This window comes from Burkholderia sp. L-4 (assembly GCF_056856535.1).
Window position 1 is genome coordinate 170,092 of the sequence record NZ_JBXEOX010000001.1, and the last position, 17,935, is coordinate 188,026.

The window sequence follows — 17,935 nt, forward strand, 5'->3', positions numbered from 1 at the left end:
TTAAGAGTAGTGCTAGCGCGCCTGCAATGGCAGGCACGCGGCGAGCCATGCGGGCGGCGTTGGGGAAAGCTGCTGCGCGACGCGGGCATAGCGCCCGTCGAGCCGCGCGGCCAGATGGAAGAGTTCGGTGGCGTTTTTCGGGTCCCACTGCCCCGTGTAGCCCGGCAAGCCGGCCTCGCGGCGCTTCGCGTCGAACGGCACCGGCGAATTCACGAATTCCTCGTGGGTCTTCTCGCCGAGCGCGTACGGCACGAGCCAGTCGAGCGCCGCCGCGAGCGTCGCGCCGTTCGCGCCGCGTTCGCGCAGCCAGTTGCGGTTGAAGCGGCGCGCGGCGAGCGCGGCCGTCACCAGCGGCTGCAGGTCGTAGACCGCGTAATGCAGCGCATCGCGTTCCTCGAAGTCCCATGTCTTGCCGTCCGGGCCGATGTTGTCGGCGAGATGCTCGACGAACAGCCGTTGCGCGGCGTTCATCATCTTGCGGTCGCCGAGCGTGAACGCGGACAGCGCGATCAGCTTGATCCGGTGGCTCTGCCAGTTGTTGCGCCAGGTGCCGGTGAGCGGGCGCTTCTGCGCGTCGATCTGCGCGACGTAGCCGGCGCCGAGCTTTGCGATGAACGCGGCCGTCGCGTTGCGCGTTTTTACCGGCAGCGCGCTCGCGGTCATGTCGTACGCGACGATCAGGCTCTCGAAGCGCGTTTCGTCGATCGGATTGAAGCTCGGCTGGTAGGTCGAGACCCACGCGGACAGGAAGCGGTCGACGAGCTGCAGGTAGCGCGGCGCGTTCGTCACGCGCCACGCGAGCGCCGCGTCGCGCATCAGGTCCATGTCCTTCAGCGCGGCCGCACTCTGGTCGTAGATGCCTTCGTGCGGCAGCGTGCCCTCGGTGTGCACGCGCGCCATCGCCTTCGGCTGCTCGCCGATGCGCGCGTCGACGCTGCGGATCAGCGCCTGCACGCCCGGCTCGGCCTGCGTTGTCTCGCTCGCCTGCAGCGCCGGCGCCGCGCAGAAATTCATCGCCGCGCGCGCGCCGCCGGACGCGCCGAGGCCGGCGGCGGCAAGCGACAGCGAGGCGACGAGCATCGGCACGAAACGACCGGCACGCGCGTGCGGCCGCGTCCTGTTTGCACCATGGCCCGGAAACATCGGACGCACCATGCGGAACTCCTTCATTGGCTGGATCGCGTGTGATGTTAGCCGGATTGGCGGGGGAACGTGAACCGGTTCGCCCGGCGAACGCAAAAACCGCACGCAACCCCGGGTTGCGTGCGGTGTGGTCATCGTCGGGCGGCGCCGGGGCTGGCGTGCGTTACGCGTATTCCGACATCGGCACGCACGAGCAGAACAGGTTGCGGTCGCCGTACGCGTTGTCCGCGCGGCCGACCGGCGGCCAGTACTTGTTCGTGCCGAGCGACGCGACCGGGTACGCAGCCTGCTCGCGCGAGTACGCGTGCGGCCATTCGTTCGCGGTGACGACGGCCGCCGTATGCGGCGCGTGACGCAGCGGGTTGTCCTCGCGATCGGCGCGACCTTCCTCGACCGCGCGGATTTCCTCGCGGATCGCGATCATCGCGGCGATGAAGCGGTCGAGTTCTTCCTGCGATTCCGATTCGGTCGGCTCGACCATCAGCGTGCCCGGCACCGGGAAGCTCATCGTCGGCGCGTGGAAGCCGTAGTCCATCAGGCGCTTCGCGACGTCGTCGACGCTGATGCCGCTCGACTCCTTGATCGGGCGCAGGTCGAGAATGCACTCGTGCGCGACCAGCCCGCCCGGGCCCGAATACAGCACCGGGTAGTGGGGCGCGAGGCGCTTCGCGATGTAGTTCGCGTTGAGGATCGCGGTTTCCGTCGCGGCGGTCAGGTTCTTCGCGCCCATCATCGCGATGTACATCCACGAGATCGGCAGGATCGACGCCGAGCCGTACGGGGCGGCCGACACCGCGCCGATGCCTTCTTCGCCGCGCGCATAGCCGGTCGAACGCTGGTTCGGCAGGAACTTCGCGAGGTGCGCGCCGACCGCGACCGGGCCGACGCCCGGGCCGCCGCCGCCGTGCGGGATGCAGAAGGTCTTGTGCAGGTTCAGGTGCGACACGTCGCCGCCGAACTGGCCCGGCGCGGTCAGGCCGACCATCGCGTTCATGTTCGCGCCGTCGACGTACACCTGGCCGCCGTGCGCGTGCACGATCTCGCAGATCTCGCGGACGTTCTGCTCGAACACGCCGTGCGTCGACGGATACGTGATCATGATCGCCGCGAGGTCCTTCGAATGTGCTTCGGCCTTCGCCTTCAGGTCGGCGATGTCGACGTTGCCCTGGGCGTCGCAGGCGACGACCACGACCTTCATGCCGGCCATGTGCGCCGACGCCGGGTTCGTGCCGTGCGCGGATGCCGGGATCAGGCACACGTCGCGATGCGCTTCGCCGCGCGATGCATGGTACGCGTGGATGATCAGCAGGCCCGCGTACTCGCCCTGCGAGCCGGCGTTCGGTTGCAGCGACACGGCCGCGTAGCCGGTGGCCGCGACGAGCATCTGCTCGAGCTGGTCGATCATCTCGCGGTAGCCGACGGTCTGCTCGGCCGGTGCGAACGGATGGATGCCGCCGAACTCGGGCCACGTGACGGGCAGCATTTCCGACGTCGCGTTCAGCTTCATCGTGCACGAGCCGAGCGGGATCATCGAGCGGTCGAGCGCGAGATCCTTGTCCGACAGGCTGCGCAGGTAGCGCAGCATTTCGGTTTCGGAATGGTGGCGGTTGAACACGTGGTGCGTCAGGTACGCGCTCGTGCGTTCGAGGCCGGCCGGCAGCGCGGCGACGCCGGCGAGGCCCGCGTCCAGCGCGTCGACGGCCGGTGCGGTGCCGCCCGCGGCCTGCGCGAACACGTCGAGCAGGTCGGCGAGGTCGTCGCGCGTCGTGGTTTCGTCGACCGACACGCCGACTTGCGTGTCGCTCACGCGGCGCAGGTTGATGCGCTTGGCCTTCGCGAATTCATGGACCTGCGCGGTGCGCGTGCCGGTGTCGACCGTCAGCGTGTCGAAGAACGTGTCGTTGACGGTCGCGAAACCGAGCTGCTTCACGCCGGCGGCGAAGAGCGCCGCGATGCGGTTCACGCGCAGCGCGATCGTCTTCAGGCCATGCGGGCCGTGGTAGACCGCGTACATGCTGGCCATGATCGCGAGCAGCGCCTGCGCGGTACACACGTTCGACGTCGCCTTCTCGCGGCGGATGTGCTGTTCGCGCGTCTGCAGCGCGAGGCGCAGCGCGGGCTTGCCCTGTGCGTCGACCGTCACGCCGACGAGGCGGCCCGGCATCTGGCGCTTGAATTCGTCGCGCACCGCGAGATAGGCGGCGTGCGGGCCGCCGAAGCCCATCGGCACGCCGAAGCGCTGCGTGTTGCCGATCGCGACGTCCGCGCCCCATTCGCCGGGCGGCGTCAGCACGGTCAGCGCGAGCAGGTCGGCCGCGACGACCACGTGGCCGCCGGCCGCATGGATCGCTTCGGTGAGCGCGCGGTAGTCGCGCACGTCGCCGTTCACGCCCGGGTATTGCAGCAGCACGCCGAATGCGTTCGCCTGCGCCGCGTCGGCGGCCGGGCCCGTCCTGACCTCGATGCCGACTGGCAGCGCGCGCGTGCGGATCACTTCGAGCGTTTGCGGCAGCACGTCGTCGGCGACGTAGAACACGTTCGACGCCGGCTTGCCGGTGCGCTGCAGCAGCGTCATCGCTTCGGCCGCGGCGGTCGCTTCATCGAGCAGCGACGCGTTCGAGATCGCGAGGCCCGTCAGGTCGGCGACCATCTGCTGGAAGTTCAGGAGCGCCTCGAGGCGGCCCTGGGAAATTTCAGGCTGGTACGGCGTGTAGGCCGTGTACCACGCCGGGTTTTCGAGCACGTTGCGCAGGATCACGGCCGGCGTGTGCGTGTCGTGGTAACCCTGACCGATATACGAGCGGAACACCTGGTTCTTGTCCGCGAGAACCCGCAGCGCGGCGAGCGCTTCGGCCTCGCTCTTCGGCTGCGCGAACGGGCCGAGCGGCAGCGTTTCGGCGCGGCGGATCGAGGCCGGGATCACGGCCTCGATCAGGGCGGCGCGCGACGCGAAGCCGAGCGTGTCGAGCATGGCCTGCTGGCTGGCGGCGTCGGGGCCGATGTGGCGTTCGGCGAACGCGTCGTGCGTTTCGAGCGCGGCGAGCGAGAGGGGCGTGCGGTTCATCAGGCGGTCCGGGTGTTCGAGCTTCATGGCGTGACTCTGGTCCCGCGCGGGCCGAGGCCGGCGCCGCGCGGTTCGGGTAGGGAAATTAGTCGATCAGCTTGCCGTAGGCGGCTGCGTCGATCAGCTTGTCGGTCGATGCGCCGGCCGCGAGCTTGATCTTGAAGAGCCACACGCCGTACGCGTCGCTGTTCACTGCTTCCGGTGCGTCGGTGGCTTCTTCGTTGATGGCGATGATTTCGCCGGACACCGGCGAGTAGATGTCGGATGCCGCCTTCACCGACTCGACGACGCCGACGGCATCGCCTTCCTTCACTTGCTTGCCGACTGCCGGCAGTTCGAGGAACACGATGTCGCCAAGCGTGTTCTGCGCGTGATCGGTGATGCCGACCGTCAGCGTGCCGTCTGCCTCGGTGCGGATCCACTCGTGTTCGTCGGTGTATTTCAGCTCGGCCGGGACGTTGCTCATCGGTTGCTCCTGGATAAAAGGGTGTGATTCGTTCTTCTGGCGCGCCGCCATGGCACGCCGGGTAGGGTTGCGCCGGGTGCCATCTCCCGGCTTACCGGGAGGCACGCCTCCCGGCCGTTACGCAGCGAGGACCTTGCCGTTGCGTACGAACGGCAGTTTTACCACGCGCGCGGGAAGATTCTTGTCGCGAATTTGCACCTGGATCAGGTCGCCGATCTGGACGGCGGCCGGCACGCGTGCGAACGCGATCGATTCCTGCATCGACGGCGAGAACGTGCCGCTCGTGATCTCGCCTTCGCCGTGCGGCGTGACGACCTTCTGGTGTGCGCGCAGCACGCCGCCCGCCTTGCCGTTTTCCTTCTGCAGGATCAGGCCGACGAACGCGGCGCGGGTGCCGTTGGCTTCCAGTGCGGCGCGGCCGACGAAGTCGCGCGGCGCGGTGAGGTCGACCGTCCACGCAAGGCCCGCGTCGAGCGGGGAGACGGTGTCGTCCATGTCCTGGCCGTACAGGTTCATGCCGGCCTCCAGGCGCAGCGTGTCGCGCGCGCCGAGCCCGCACGGACGCACGCCGTTTTGCTGCAGCGCGGCCCACAGCGCTTCGACGTGCACGGCCGGGACGATCACTTCGAAACCGTCTTCACCGGTATAGCCGGTGCGGGCGATGGTGAGGTCGCCGAACGGCGTGCCGGCGACCTGCGCGGCGTTGAACGGCTTCAGCTCGCTGGTCGCGGCGCGTGCGGAAGGCACCGTCGTCCACACCTTTTCGCGCGCGTTCGGGCCCTGTACGGCGACGATCGCGAAGTCGCGGCGCGGCGCGATCGTGAGACCGAAGCCGCCTTGCTCGTTCAGCTGGTTGAACCACGCGATGTCTTTCTCGGCCGTGCCGGCATTGACGACGACGCGGAAGAATTCCTCGGTGAAGTAATAGACGATCAGGTCGTCGATGACGCCGCCCTGCGGGTTGAGCAGGCACGAGTAAAGCGCCTTGCCGGGCGTCTTGAGCTTGCCGACGTTGTTTGCGATCGCGTGCTCGAAGAACGCGCGCACGCGGCTGCCGGTGAAATCGATCACGCACATGTGCGACACGTCGAACATGCCGGCGTCGGTGCGCACGGCTGCGTGTTCTTCGATCTGCGAGCCGTAGTTGACGGGCATGTCCCAGCCGCCGAAGTCGACCATGCGGGCATTGAGCGCGCGGTGCGCGGCGTTGAGCGGGGTGTGTTTCAGTGCAGTCATCGAGGCCTCAGGCAAGGCGCTTGCGCGCGGATCAGAACGGCCATGTGCCGACCGCCGCGGCCGATGGCCCGAGCGATCCGGTACATGCCCCTCTGTCCTCGATACCTGAGAGATTGCGCGGCGGGCAAAGCCCGGCCGGCGCGCGCCCCTTCGGTGGGCAGCCTGCCCGCGCAACCAGTGCGCTGCGGGCTACTGCCGCTCTCCAGAGTGCGGGGAGCGTATGGCCCGCGCAGTGCGCGGACGCGATTCCCCGACGCGGTCGGTCCTTTTGCCTGAGAGTTTGCGGGTGTGCCCCTTCGGCGGCGCAACCAGTGTCGAAACCACCCGGTTACACGCTCTCCCGACGCGTGCGGGCGACTGTACGCGAGCAGATGGGCATTGTCAATTTGGGCAAAATAATGTCGCTTCGCGACAAGCGGCGGCGTGAGGGGCCGCCGCTTTCGCCGACACCGGGAAGGGGCGGCGCTGCCGGGATTACTCGCCGATCGCGCGTGCGGCGGTGTCGAGTTCCTGGTTCAGCACGCGCTGCTCGTCGCCGGACAGGCCGCCGTTATGCTGGGCCGACATGTCGTTCGCTTCCTGGCGGATCACGTCGAGGCGGTGGTGCAGTTGCGCGCCGTACGGCGGCGGGTAGTAGCCGTTGTTGACGCGCGCGTCGATCCGGCGGTGCAGGTTGTCGATCCGGCCCTGGACCTCCTGCATGCGGTCGTTCGCGACGACCTGCGGATTCGGTCGCGGCGGAGGCGGCGGTGCCTGCCGGACCGGTCGCTGCGGCTGCACGATACAGGCCGCGAGCGTGGAAACCAGGACGCAGCATGCCGCTGCGCGAATCAACCGTTGCATCACATTCTCCTGACGGTTTGGTGTCGGATCGACTTTTTGAGAAACGCGTCAGACCGGATGACCGCTGACTTTCGTTCCCGCACCATTTGTAACGGAATGTTCCGGACCGTGCCGGCGGGGCGGCCCGCGCAGGGCCGCTGCCCGCGAACGACGCGGGAGGGCGACTGCGGCTGGGCAGGCGCCGGCCCGGCCGGCGGCCCGTCAGATGGCGCGGCGCACGAATGGTACCCGGCGGCCGTCGTGCTCGCTTTGCGCGGCAAGCTCGATGACGGTCATCACGTCGACGGCGTCCTGCGCGGTGACGGGGAACGGCGCGCCGTCGCGGATCGACGCCGCGAGCGCGCGGTAGAACTCAGCGTACTGGCCGTCGAGGGTCGGGATCGGGCGCTCGACCTCGACGTCGCCGTCGAGCACGCGCAGCAGGCCGGGCGGGTTGCCGCCGCCGAATTCGACGTCGTCCGCGGTGAGGCCGGCCTTGAGCTGGTCTTCCTGCGTGTCGAGCCCGAACTTCTGGTAGCTGCCGCGCGTGCCGTGCAGCGTGAAGCGCGCGGGCTCGATCGCCGACAGCGCGCTCGCATGCAGCGCGACCTCCTTGTCCGGATAACCGAGCAGCAGGTGGACGAAATCGGGCGCGGTGCCATCGTCGCGGCGCGTCTTGACGGTCGCGCTCACCGTTTCCGGCAGGCCGAACAGCGCGAGCGCCTGATCGATCAGGTGCGGGCCGAGGTCGAGCAGCAGGCCGCCGCCGCGGGCCGGTTCCTCGCGCCAGCGCGTGCGCGGCGTCGGCCGGAAACGGTCGAAGTGCGACGCGAAATAGGTGAGGCGGCCGAGCTCGCCCGATTTGACGATGTCGCGCACGGTGAGGAAATCGCCGTCCCAGCGGCGGTTGTGAAACGGCGCGAACAGCCGGCTGCGCGCGTTCGCGAGCCGCGCGAGCGCGAGCGCCTCGTCGGCGGTGAGCGTGACGGGCTTGTCGACGACCACGTGGCGGCCGGCCTCGAGCACCTGGCGTGCGAGCGTGAAGTGCGTGTCGTTCGGCGTGGCGATCACCACGCACTCGATATCGTCGAGGCCGAGCAGCGTGTCGAGATCGGGGACCACGCGCGCGCCCGGATACGCGGCCTGCGCGCGATCGGGCTGCCCCGTCGCGATCGCGGCGACTTCAGTGCGGCCGCTCGTGGCGATCACCGGCGCGTGAAACGTCGCGCCGGCGAAACCGAAACCCATCAAACCAATCCTGAGCAATGACGACATGGCAATTCCTGGCTGCGAAGGAAACTAAAGGATGGCGCGCCGAAACGGCGCGAAGACGACCGGCTATTTTGGCATGGCGCCGCCGCTTGCACAGGCACGTCGGGCGAAATGCGCGACGCGACGCAGCACATGCGCAAGGAAGGCCGGCATTTTGCGCGAGGCCGTGCGCCGCGCGCGGCCTCGCGGGCTGCCCGGCCGAGCGGTGAACGGGCGGCGTGCGGCCCACACACCGCGTCATGCGGCTGCCCGTTGCCGCACGGCCGTTGCGACCTGAGAAGCCCACGCCGCGCACGCGGCTTCACCGGGATGGAAGCCGTCGGCGGCCATCAGGTGGCGCTCGAGCGGCAGGTCGACCCGCAGGAACGTGCAGTGCGGCTGCGTGCCGGCCCAGCCGGCGAGCGCCGCATTGAGCCGCTTCGCGCGCAGCCCGAGATACCACGCGAGCGGCTGCGGCAGCGCCGGGAAGCGCTCCATCGGCGGCACCGCCGACAGGATCGCGTGCCCGACCCGGAAGCGGGCGGCGAGCAGCCGCACCAGCTCGGCCTGCTGCGCCAGCCAGCGCGCGGGCGCCACGCCGCCCGTCACGTCGTTGACGCCGAGCGACGTGACGGCCACGTCGAACGGCTCGGCCGGCTCGGCGGCGAGCCACTCGACGAGCTCCCGGGTGGTGAGGCCCGTGCGCGCGAGCAGCTTCCAGCTCACGCGGTGCGTGGCCGCCAGCGCGTGCGCCAGTTGCCCGGCGAGCGCGTCGCGCTGCGTGGCGACGCCGACGCCCGCGGCGGCCGAATCGCCGACCACCAGCACGCGCAGCGGCGGGCCGTCGCCGGCCACGCCGTCGCGCGGGCCGGCCGCTTCGGGCAGCCGCGGCGTGACGCGCCGCACGTAGCGCCCCTGCGCGAACAGCAGCGGGCCGAGGGCGGCGGTGGCGAACGGGTAGCCCATGAGGTCGATCCGGTGGTTGGTTCAGACGAATGAAATCGGACCGGCGCGGGTGGCGCCGGGGAGTAGGTATTGTGTCCGATCGCCGCGCGAACGGGGCCGGATTGGCCGAACGGGCAGGGACGACCGCGCCGGACGGACAGGGGGTGCCCGCCCGGCAAGCCCGCGCGGCCCCGTCCGGCGGCATGCCCGAAATGCGCGCCGCCGACGTGTTAACATGCGCGTCCTGCCCGCGTGTCCGCCTGCTTCGCCAGCCTGTCGCGCACGGCATCCTCCCGGCGTTCCGCCGTCAACCGCAACACCATCCGTCATCATGTCCGCAGGCCTCAATCCCGCCCAGAACGAAGCGGTGCGCTACCTCGACGGTCCCTGTCTCGTGCTCGCCGGCGCGGGCAGCGGCAAGACCCGCGTGATCACGCAGAAGATCGCGCACCTGATCGAAGCGAAAGGCTTCGAGCCGCGCCATATCGCCGCCGTCACGTTCACGAACAAGGCGGCCGCCGAAATGCGCGAGCGCGTGTCGAAGCTGCTCGAGGGCAAGACGCTCACCACGCCCGGCAAGGAAGGCCGCAAGGTGCCCGTCAACCAGCTCACCGTCTGCACGTTCCATTCGCTGGGCGTGCAGATCCTGCGCCAGGAGGCCGAGCACGTCGGGCTGAAGCCGCAGTTCTCGATCATGGATTCGGACGACTGCTTCGGGATGATCCAGGAGCAGCTCGGCACGACCGACAAGGGGCTGATCCGCAAGATCCAGAGCATCATCTCGCTGTGGAAGAACGGCCTGATCATGCCCGACGAGGCGATGGCGATCGCGGCGAACGAGGACGAGCACCAGGCCGCGCTGGTCTACCGCAACTACGTCGCGACGCTGCACGCGTACCAGGCGGTCGACTTCGACGACCTGATCCGCCTGCCGGCCGAGCTGTTCGCGAAGAACGAGCAGGTGCGCGACCGCTGGCAGAACAAGCTGCGCTACCTGCTGATCGACGAGTACCAGGACACCAACGCGTGCCAGTACGAGCTGCTGAAGCTGCTCGCCGGCCCGCGCGCCGCGTTCACGGCGGTCGGCGACGACGACCAGGCGATCTACGGCTGGCGCGGCGCGACGCTCGAGAACCTCGCGCAGCTCGGCAAGGATTTCCCGAAGCTGCACGTGATCAAGCTCGAGCAGAACTACCGGTCGACGGTGCGGATCCTGACCGCCGCGAACAACGTGATCGCGAACAACCCGAAGCTGTTCGAGAAGAAGCTGTGGTCCGAGCACGGGATGGGCGATTCGATCACCGTCACGCCGTGCAACGACGAGGAGCACGAGGCCGAATCGGTCGTGTTCCGGCTGTCGGCGCACAAGTTCGAGCGGCGCGCGCAGTTTCGCGACTACGCGATCCTGTACCGCGGCAACTTCCAGGCGCGCATCTTCGAGCAGGTACTGCGGCGCGAGCGGATCCCGTACGTGCTGTCGGGTGGCCAGTCGTTCTTCGACAAGGCCGAGATCAAGGATCTGTGCGCCTACCTGCGGCTGATCGCGAACGCCGACGACGATCCCGCGTTCATCCGCGCGGTCACGACGCCGCGCCGCGGGATCGGCAACACGACGCTCGAGGCGCTCGGTTCGTTCGCGGGGCAGGCGAAGGTGTCGCTGTTCGAGGCCGTGTACATGGGCGGGATCGAGGCGCGGCTGTCGGCGCGCCAGGTCGAGCCGTTGCGGATGTTCTGCGACTTCATCCAGCGCCTGACCGAGCGCGCGGACAAGGAGCCCGCGACCGTCGTGCTCGACGACATGATGGAGGCGATCCACTACGAGGCGTACCTGTACGACGCGTTCGACGAGCGGCAGGCGCAGTCGAAGTGGCAGAACGTGCTCGAATTTCTGGAATGGCTGAAGCGCAAGGGCACCAAGCCCGAGACGGAAGCCGTCGACGGCGAGGCCGAAGGCTTCCACAACGCGGACGGGCTCGCCGATACGGGCAAGAACCTGCTCGGCCTGATCCAGACCGTCGCGCTGATGTCGATGCTCGAGGGCAAGGACGAGGATCCGGACGCGGTGCGGCTGTCGACCGTCCATGCATCGAAGGGGCTCGAGTATCCGCACGTGTTCCTGGTCGGCGTCGAGGAAGGCATCATGCCGCACCGCGGCGGCAGCGAGGACGACGGTCCGATCGACAGCGAGCGGATCGAGGAGGAGCGCCGGCTGATGTACGTCGCGATCACGCGCGCGCAGCGCAGCCTGCACCTGAACTGGTGCAAGAAGCGCAAGCGGGCCCGCGAGACGGTCGTGTGCGAGCCGTCGCGTTTCATCCCGGAGATGGGGCTCGACGAAGCGCCGCCGCCGACGCCGGAAGAAGCGCCGATGTCGCCGAAGGACCGGCTCGCGAGCCTGAAGGCGCTGCTGCAGAAGTAATGCGGTAGTCCGGCGGACCGGAAAGACAAAACCCCCGCGATGCGTGTGCGTCGCGGGGGTTTTTTACGGATGGCCCGGCGCGATTACTTCGACGCGTTGACCATGTAGTCGACGGCCGCCTTCACGTCGGCGTCCGACGCGGTCGACCCGCCCTTCGGCGGCATCGCGCCCTTGCCGTGCAGCGCGTAGTTGTAGACCGTGTCCATCGAGTCCTTCAGGCGCGGCGCCCAGTCCTCCTTGCTGCCGAACTTCGGTGCGCCGAGCACGCCGGCCGCGTGACAGGCTTGGCAGGTCGACGTGTACAGCGCCTTGCCGGCCGTTGCCGCATCGGCACTGGCCGGCGCGGCCGCGGGTTTTTCGCCGGCCTTCGGAATCGCGGCGATCGCGGCCATGGCGGCGGCGGCCTGCGCGTTCGACGCGTCGGCGCCCGATGCGGCGGCGCCGGCGGCGGGCGCGGCATTGGCGGCTGGGGCGGCCGGTTCGGGGAAGTTCGCGCCGTCGTTGTTCGCCATGTAGACGATCGCGCGGGCGATTTCATAGTCGCTGACGTCGTCGGGGCTCGTGCCGCCGCGCGGCGGCATCGCGCCCTTGCCGGCGAGGGCCGTCTTCAGCAGCGTGTCGAAGCCTTGCGAGATGCGCGGCGCCCAGTCGTCCTTGTTGCCGAACTTCGGTGCGCCGGCGGCGCCGGTGCCGTGACAGGTCACGCAGACGGCCTTGTAGACCGCCTCGCCGGTCTTGTACGTGCGGGGCGCGTTGGCGTCCTTCACGTCGACCTTCGCGAGTGGCGCGATGCGCGCGGCGACCTGCTCGTCGGACAGCGCATCCGTGCCGGCGCCGGAACGGAACGCATGGTTCGCATAGTTGGCGAACAGGACGATCAGGATGATCGGAATCGCGAACGACGCGATGATGACGGCAATCAGCTGCCCGGGGGTTTTGACGGGAGATTCGTGGGGTGCTTCGCTCATGCTTGCCTCGTCTCCATGAATAGGAATTGTGAGCGCGGTGCAACGGCAAAATGGCAGTCCAATGAAGCACGGACGATTATAGACGGAACGTTTACATCACGGCGAGCGATGCGATGGCGCGTGTTTACCCGCACGCAGCAAGGCCCGGCGGCCATTCGGCGGGTAAGGTGGACGCGTCATGGGAAACCGGGTATCCTTGCCGTCTTGCCAAACGTGGGCGGCCTGTATATGGGGTCGCTTCACTGTCTCACGCGCCCGTAGCTCAATGGATAGAGTACTGCCCTCCGAAGGCAGGGGTTGCTGGTTCGATCCCAGCCGGGCGCGCCAAGCCTGTTCAGGCTCTCAGCGGTTTTCCCCCTTTGTCGTGCAGCCGCGTTGCAGCTGAATTGCAGCGGGCACCGGCGTCGGTTCAGACGTCAACGGCGCGACCCATTGCGCCAGGTGGTCGGCCGACAGGTGTGCATACCGCTGCACCATTTCCATCGTTTCCCATCCGCCCAGTTCCTTGAGTACCTGAAGCGGCGTGCCGCGCTGCACGTGCCAGCTTGCCCAGGTGTGGCGCAGGTCGTGCCAGCGGAAGTCGCACAGACCGGCGCGCTGCAACGCCTTGGCCCATGCCGCCGTGGCCGTCTGGTAGACCGGTTTGCCGTGATAGACGAACACGCTGTCCACGCATTCCGGCAACCGCGGGTTCGCGCGCTGGCGGCGCAGCACGGCGATCGCGGTGTCCGACAGCGGCACGGTGATCGCCTTTCGCGCCTTCGCCTGATCCGGATGGATCCAGGCGACGCGACGCGCGAGGTCGATTTGTGACCATTGGAGCCCCGTCACATTGGAACGGCGCAAGCCGGTCTCGAGACTGAAGCGCGCCATGTCGGCGAGATGCGCGGGCAACTCGGCGAGCAATCGCTCGGCCTCGACCGGCGTCAGCCAGCGGATGCGCTTCGAGACGACCTTCGCGCGCTTCGTGACGGGGGCACGCGCCAGCCATTCCCATTCGACGGCCGCGTTCAGCACGGCTTTCAGCACGCCGATCACGCGGCGCACGGTGGCGTCGCTGACGGCCCGGCCTGTTTCGACGACACCGTGCCGCGTGCGCACCGTACGCGGCTCCTGACGTTTGGCGAGCGCGATCGCATCGATGCGGCCGCGGTCGATATCGGCGAGTGCGACGCCGGACAGGTGCCGGTCGAGCCAGCGCAGATGGATCTTCGACGTTTCCAGGCTCGCGAGGCCCGATCGCTCGCCGACATAGCGGATGACCGCGTCGTTCCACGAATGGCGTGGCTTCGTCCCGAGCCGAGCCTGGTTCCACAGGTCGACCTTCAACCGGTCGTGGAATTCCTGGGCCTGCGCTTTGTCGCGGGTGCCAGTGCTTCCCTGTATCGGCGTTCCGCCGCCAGGGGGGTACAGCTTGTATTGCCAGTTCGGGCTGGTTTTCCGCTTGTAGAGCGACATGGGTTCGCTTCCTCTTGCTGATTGTTTTGCGTGACGCGCGGGAGCCATTCCCCGGCGAGGTAGCGCTGCAGCGCAACGATGGAAAAGATCCAGCGCTTGCCGACCTTGCGGCCGGGTAGCGCGCCGGCCTTGGCCTTCAGACGCACCGTTTCGGGATGCGCGCCGAGCAAGGCCGCCGCGCCGGACAGGTCGACGGTCGCCGGATTCGCGTCGTCGGCAGGCCGCGCGCCGGGTGGGCATGCAGCGCAACTCGTGGAGTGATGGGTCGCGTGTGAACGGTGCATAACACGTTGATATTCAAGGGTTTGGTTTGCCATCGGTCGCCATCATTCACGCGTGGCGGCGGCACGGAACCCGTGGCACGAAATTGCGCCGTCGATCGCGACCGATGGCATCGCGTGCCCGACTCGTGGCGCGCGATTGCGGCCGGCCGTTGCGCCTTCCCGGTGCTCTTTCTTCTTTCTCTTCAATGAGTTGAAGAGAGAGAAAGAGGAGGGTGTGGCGGTTGGCGGGCAAACCGGACTCGTGGCAAAAACGGCACGACACGTGGCGAATCCGGGCAGATGCGCGGCGGCAGTTTCCTCAAGAATCAAGGACTTGAGAGCCGGCACCCCTGGCAACCGCGACTCGCGTGCGCTGCGTGACCGCTTCCCGCGACCCGCGCCGCGCGCCAGCCGGTATGCTGAATCGCGGCTCATGCGCGGCCTCCGTGCAGCGCGTCGGTCGCCAGGTCCTCGCGCACCGACACGTGCAGGCCGAATGCCGCCAGGCGCTCGAGCGACACCGGCGTGAGATACGGCACGCGGCGCATGTAGATGCGGCGCTCGACCTCCTTCTCGCCGACCACGACACCGGCGTGCTTGAGCTGCGCCTTGAACACGCGATCGGACTTCACGGGCAGGCCGTTCCACTTGTCGCGCAGCGCGCTCGTGTGCGCGAGGTGATCCATTACGTGCCCGGTGCGCAGCAGCAGGCAGAATTCGCCGTCGACGGTGTCGAACGTGTACGGATGCTTGTAGTTGCCACCGTCGATTTCCGACAGCACCGTCTCCATGATCCAGACCCACGGCTCGCGGTCGGCGCTCGTTTCGGCGACGTGGCCGTTCATCTCGGCGAGCAGGTCGCGCGGGAAATCGCCTTCGCTCGGGTCCATGCCGGCGAACTCGCACAGGTAGCGCCAGGCCAGCCCGACCGCCGCGTAGTTGCCGGCCATGCGCCGTGCACCGTCGTCCTCGCCGCTGGCGCGGCAGCCGGCAAGTGCCTTGTCGCGCAACGTTGCGTACTGGTCCAGTGCCGCGCGCCGGTCGAGCCCGGTCAGGAATTCGAGCCATTGCCGCAGCGGGAAGCGCGGCAGGTCGTCAGGCAGGAGCGGCCCGCGCTTGCCGGTCAGTGTCGTGCGCACGAGCTTGCCGAGCAGGCTGCGCACCGGCACGTCCTCGCCGGCGAGCATCACGGGGGCGCACAGCAGGTATTCGGTCATGTCGGTGCCGCGCCGCGTCACCGTGTATTGATAGTTCTCCTGCAGCAACCCGACCGCCTTGTCGATCACATCCTGCCGGCGCGCCGACAGTTCTTCCCAGCCGACCGGGTGGCTCGTGTGACTGATGCTGGTCAGCAGCCGGAATTCGGTCTGCAGCGACTGCCCCGAGAACATCGTGAACGCGAGCGAGCGCTCGAGGCGCTTGATGAGCGTCGACTTGCCCGCGCCCTTGTTCGCCTGGATCGTCAGGTGCGGCCAGAAGCCGAGCAGCGCTTTCAGATGGCCGCCGAGCGCCCACACGAGCGGGATCGTCGCGGCGTTCTGCCGGAACGTCGTCTGGTAGGCCGAGATCACGCGGCGCGCGTCGCTCACCGGGCCGCCGGGGAACGTCAGGTTGTGATACGGGCACTGCTTGTCCGCTTCGGTGAAGTAGCAGTCGGGGCCTTCGTTGACGATCAGCCGGCCGTCGCGCCACGCGAGCCCGACGAAGTTCGCGGCGCGGCGCGCACCCAGGTCGGCGCCGCGCTCGAGGATGTTCACCATCCGCTTGAACGGTGCCGGCGCCCAGATCGGGCCGAACTTGCCCCATTGGTCGACGTTGTGCAGCTGGTCGTCGAGCATCACGCGGCGGATCAGCTGCGCACCGTGCCGCGGCGCCTGCACCGACACCGCGAAGTAGACGGTGGGCGCCTGGTCGGCGTCGCCCGTCATCGTCGACGTCGCGCTCGCGACGGCCACGCGGCTGATGCCGGCGATGCGAAAGCCGCACAGATCCGTCATCACGGGCGTGTCGACGCCCGATTCCTCGTTGCGATCCATCTTGGTGATGTAGCTCGTGAAATCCGGCCGCACGCGAAACCGCCAGTACTGCGCGAAATCGTGCGGCGGCAGGAAGATGCGCGGCCGGCCGCGGCGTGACGCGTCGCCGGGCAGGCCGGCGACCAGCCAGGGTTCGAGCTGGTCGAGCGCGCGCGCCAGGTCGGCCGGGCCGCGCAGTTGCAGGTAGTCGTTCACGTCGTTGATCGGTGTGCGCGCGGTGTCGCCGTCCGCCAGATCCGCGAGCCAGTCCGACTGGTCGACCAGCACGGCGCTGATGTCGAGTGCCGTCAGCCGTTCGTGGAGCGTCCACGCGGCCTCCGGGCCGGGGCGCTGCCCGGCGCGCGGATGGCCGTCCGCGAACGGCTCGTCGTTGTCCAGGCAGATCGTGACCTGCTTGCCGCGCAGGAACGCGAAGTCGATGCGCTCGGCGTTCGCGAGGCCGCGCAGCGCGAGCGCGGCCGTGCCGGGCAACGCGCAGGTATCGATCGACAGCGCGTTGATCGCGCTCTCGACGATGACCACGCGCTTCGCGCGGTCGAGCCGGCGCGCGTCGGCGGTCCACGCATGGCCGGCCTTGTCGCCCTGCGTCTGCGTCTTGACGCCGCCGTTGAGCGCGGGATCGACGTAGCGCATGTCGACCGCGACGACACGCGCATCGCCCGGCGCGCGCACCACGAACGCGGCGGCCGGGCCGCCGTGGCCGACCTCGCCGGCGGCGATCTTCGGGCTCGTCCACGTATTGAAGCCGAGGGTGCGCGCGGCGATCGCCGCGTCGATTGCCGCAGCGGCAATGCCGCGGCCGCCGAGGTAGTCGCGCACGCGCTCGCGCTCGGCCAGGCACCGGTCCGCGATGTACTCGACGGTCGATTTCTCGCGGCGCTCCGCCGGCGCCGGCCGCTCGGACGGGAGGCCGTACGCGTCGTGCAGATAGCGCACGGCATCGGCGACGGTGCCGCCGCGCGCGTGGATCACGAGATCGATGCAGGAGCCGCCGGCGTCGGCGCTGTGATCGCGCCAGCCGGTGCCGTATTTCGGGTGGTTCGCGTAGATCGACAGCGACGGGTTGCGATCCGCGTGCTGCGGCGAGTGATAGAGCGCACGGTCGCCGCCGCGGCCGCGCTTCAGGCCGAGACGGTCCGCCAGGTCGTGCAGGTCGATGTGTCGTTTCAGTTCGTCGATCGAGGCCATCGTCGTTATTGCTGTCGTTCAGGTTGTGCGGGCTGCGCGGAAGTGGCCGCCGTGGCCGGTGACGCGACGAGCGCGCGCAGCGCGGCGGCGGATTGCGGGAAGCCGAGCGCAAGGCGGTCGGCGAGCGCCGACACGAAGCAGCCGAGCGCGAGTTGCCGTGCAACGTGGTCGGGCGCGTGGTCGAAACACGGCATGTCGGCGGCCGCCGCGATGGCCGCCCGGAGCGCGACGTCGTGCGGTGCGGGATCGGCGTAGCGGTTCATGCGCGTGCCTCCGGGCCGCGGCTCGCACGGTTCGAGATCATGAGGAATCCTTTCAATGGCAAAAACAGTCCCTCGCGCCGTTCAGGCACGATGCGAGGGAAACGGGAGAAGGTGACGGGTTAGGGCGTCAGACGGGCAGCTCGAGCTGCGCGGCGAGGCGTTCGCGCACGTGCGGCGAGAGCGGCAGCTGCAACGACAGGTTCGGGATCGCGGACGGCGACAGCGTGCGCGCGAATTCCATGTTGACGACGTACGTGTGGCCGCATTCCGGATTCGAGCACTGGAACGTGATTTCGCGGAAGGTCAGCGACATTTCACGGCTGCTGCGCGCGGTGGCGCGCGTGCGGCAGTGCGGGCAGCGGTTCAGGATTCGCATGAGGGCTCACTCCGGGCTGAAGACTTCGAGCGGCCGG

14 protein-coding genes, 1 tRNA gene and 2 riboswitches are annotated in these 17,935 nt (G+C 68.7%); of the genes, 2 read left to right on the forward strand and 13 right to left on the reverse strand.

Annotated elements, in window-relative coordinates:
- Positions 1–12: 12 nt before the first annotated feature.
- From AC1VVG_RS00785 to AC1VVG_RS00815, 7 genes are all read right to left on the reverse strand, one after another.
- Entirely contained in the window at positions 13–1,155 is a 1,143-nt protein-coding gene (locus AC1VVG_RS00785) for an alginate lyase family protein (RefSeq protein WP_034188244.1), read from the reverse strand.
- Positions 1,156–1,306: 151 nt separating this feature from the next.
- The gene (gcvP, locus tag AC1VVG_RS00790; protein ID WP_343727547.1) at positions 1,307–4,234 is read right to left on the reverse strand and encodes an aminomethyl-transferring glycine dehydrogenase; all 2,928 of its coding nucleotides are present in this window, start codon (positions 4,232–4,234) and stop codon (positions 1,307–1,309) included.
- A gap of 58 nt (positions 4,235–4,292) precedes the next feature.
- Positions 4,293–4,673, reverse strand: coding sequence for a glycine cleavage system protein GcvH (gcvH, locus tag AC1VVG_RS00795; protein WP_034188137.1), 381 nt, complete (start codon positions 4,671–4,673; stop codon positions 4,293–4,295).
- A gap of 117 nt (positions 4,674–4,790) precedes the next feature.
- A complete protein-coding gene (gene gcvT / locus AC1VVG_RS00800; protein WP_069705865.1) occupies positions 4,791–5,909 on the reverse strand; it encodes a glycine cleavage system aminomethyltransferase GcvT in 1,119 nt (372 codons plus the stop codon).
- An 82-nt stretch (positions 5,910–5,991) separates the two neighbouring features.
- Positions 5,992–6,125: riboswitch (glycine riboswitch) on the reverse strand.
- Between the two features lie 34 nt (positions 6,126–6,159).
- Positions 6,160–6,262, reverse strand: a riboswitch (glycine riboswitch).
- Positions 6,263–6,383: 121 nt separating this feature from the next.
- Positions 6,384–6,752: a hypothetical protein gene (locus tag AC1VVG_RS00805; RefSeq protein ID WP_034188135.1), complete on the reverse strand. Its 369-nt coding sequence runs from the start codon at positions 6,750–6,752 to the stop codon at positions 6,384–6,386.
- Between the two features lie 201 nt (positions 6,753–6,953).
- Positions 6,954–8,006 carry an oxidoreductase gene (locus tag AC1VVG_RS00810; protein ID WP_034188134.1) on the reverse strand — a complete coding sequence of 351 codons (1,053 nt, stop codon included), beginning with the start codon at positions 8,004–8,006 and terminating at the stop codon, positions 6,954–6,956.
- 234 nt (positions 8,007–8,240) lie between these two features.
- Positions 8,241–8,948: an SGNH/GDSL hydrolase family protein gene (locus tag AC1VVG_RS00815; RefSeq protein WP_034188133.1), complete on the reverse strand. Its 708-nt coding sequence runs from the start codon at positions 8,946–8,948 to the stop codon at positions 8,241–8,243.
- A gap of 310 nt (positions 8,949–9,258) precedes the next feature.
- Here AC1VVG_RS00815 and AC1VVG_RS00820 point away from each other — a divergent pair, with 310 nt between their 5' ends.
- A complete protein-coding gene (locus AC1VVG_RS00820) occupies positions 9,259–11,346 on the forward strand; it encodes a UvrD-helicase domain-containing protein (protein WP_034188132.1) in 2,088 nt (695 codons plus the stop codon).
- An 83-nt stretch (positions 11,347–11,429) separates the two neighbouring features.
- On the opposite strand, the gene AC1VVG_RS00825 is transcribed toward AC1VVG_RS00820, so the two are convergent.
- Positions 11,430–12,314 (reverse strand): c-type cytochrome, encoded by an 885-nt coding sequence (locus AC1VVG_RS00825; RefSeq protein ID WP_034188131.1) that lies wholly within the window; start codon positions 12,312–12,314, stop codon positions 11,430–11,432.
- Positions 12,315–12,565: 251 nt separating this feature from the next.
- On the opposite strand from AC1VVG_RS00825, the gene AC1VVG_RS00830 reads away from it, so the two are divergent.
- A tRNA-Arg gene (locus AC1VVG_RS00830) sits at positions 12,566–12,641 on the forward strand.
- A gap of 15 nt (positions 12,642–12,656) precedes the next feature.
- Here AC1VVG_RS00830 and AC1VVG_RS00835 read toward each other — a convergent pair.
- The 5 genes from AC1VVG_RS00835 to AC1VVG_RS00855 form a co-directional block, all read right to left on the reverse strand.
- Positions 12,657–13,727: a tyrosine-type recombinase/integrase gene (locus AC1VVG_RS00835; protein ID WP_338152894.1), complete on the reverse strand. Its 1,071-nt coding sequence runs from the start codon at positions 13,725–13,727 to the stop codon at positions 12,657–12,659.
- Positions 13,640–14,089 (reverse strand): helix-turn-helix domain-containing protein, encoded by a 450-nt coding sequence (locus AC1VVG_RS00840; RefSeq protein WP_341773186.1) that lies wholly within the window; start codon positions 14,087–14,089, stop codon positions 13,640–13,642. The genes AC1VVG_RS00835 and AC1VVG_RS00840 overlap by 88 nt, the downstream gene beginning before the upstream one ends.
- Positions 14,090–14,466: 377 nt before the next feature.
- Positions 14,467–17,259 (reverse strand): toprim domain-containing protein, encoded by a 2,793-nt coding sequence (locus AC1VVG_RS00845; RefSeq protein ID WP_482835122.1) that lies wholly within the window; start codon positions 17,257–17,259, stop codon positions 14,467–14,469.
- Between the two features lie 5 nt (positions 17,260–17,264).
- Positions 17,265–17,522 (reverse strand): hypothetical protein, encoded by a 258-nt coding sequence (locus AC1VVG_RS00850; protein WP_069705866.1) that lies wholly within the window; start codon positions 17,520–17,522, stop codon positions 17,265–17,267.
- 127 nt (positions 17,523–17,649) lie between these two features.
- Positions 17,650–17,898 carry an Ogr/Delta-like zinc finger protein gene (locus tag AC1VVG_RS00855; RefSeq protein ID WP_006485448.1) on the reverse strand — a complete coding sequence of 83 codons (249 nt, stop codon included), beginning with the start codon at positions 17,896–17,898 and terminating at the stop codon, positions 17,650–17,652.
- Positions 17,899–17,935: the final 37 nt, after the last annotated feature.

Coding starts and splice junctions, on each gene's coding strand:
- AC1VVG_RS00785 (WP_034188244.1), bottom strand. CDS start 1,155: ATGGTGCGTCCGATGTTTCCGGGCCATGGTGCAAACAGGACGCGGCCG.
- gcvP (WP_343727547.1), bottom strand. CDS start 4,234: ATGAAGCTCGAACACCCGGACCGCCTGATGAACCGCACGCCCCTCTCG.
- gcvH (WP_034188137.1), bottom strand. CDS start 4,673: ATGAGCAACGTCCCGGCCGAGCTGAAATACACCGACGAACACGAGTGG.
- gcvT (WP_069705865.1), bottom strand. CDS start 5,909: ATGACTGCACTGAAACACACCCCGCTCAACGCCGCGCACCGCGCGCTC.
- AC1VVG_RS00805 (WP_034188135.1), bottom strand. CDS start 6,752: ATGCAACGGTTGATTCGCGCAGCGGCATGCTGCGTCCTGGTTTCCACG.
- AC1VVG_RS00810 (WP_034188134.1), bottom strand. CDS start 8,006: ATGTCGTCATTGCTCAGGATTGGTTTGATGGGTTTCGGTTTCGCCGGC.
- AC1VVG_RS00815 (WP_034188133.1), bottom strand. CDS start 8,948: ATGGGCTACCCGTTCGCCACCGCCGCCCTCGGCCCGCTGCTGTTCGCG.
- AC1VVG_RS00820 (WP_034188132.1), top strand. CDS start 9,259: ATGTCCGCAGGCCTCAATCCCGCCCAGAACGAAGCGGTGCGCTACCTC.
- AC1VVG_RS00825 (WP_034188131.1), bottom strand. CDS start 12,314: ATGAGCGAAGCACCCCACGAATCTCCCGTCAAAACCCCCGGGCAGCTG.
- AC1VVG_RS00840 (WP_341773186.1), bottom strand. CDS start 14,089: ATGGCAAACCAAACCCTTGAATATCAACGTGTTATGCACCGTTCACAC.
- AC1VVG_RS00845 (WP_482835122.1), bottom strand. CDS start 17,259: ATGGCCTCGATCGACGAACTGAAACGACACATCGACCTGCACGACCTG.
- AC1VVG_RS00850 (WP_069705866.1), bottom strand. CDS start 17,522: ATGAACCGCTACGCCGATCCCGCACCGCACGACGTCGCGCTCCGGGCG.
- AC1VVG_RS00855 (WP_006485448.1), bottom strand. CDS start 17,898: ATGCGAATCCTGAACCGCTGCCCGCACTGCCGCACGCGCGCCACCGCG.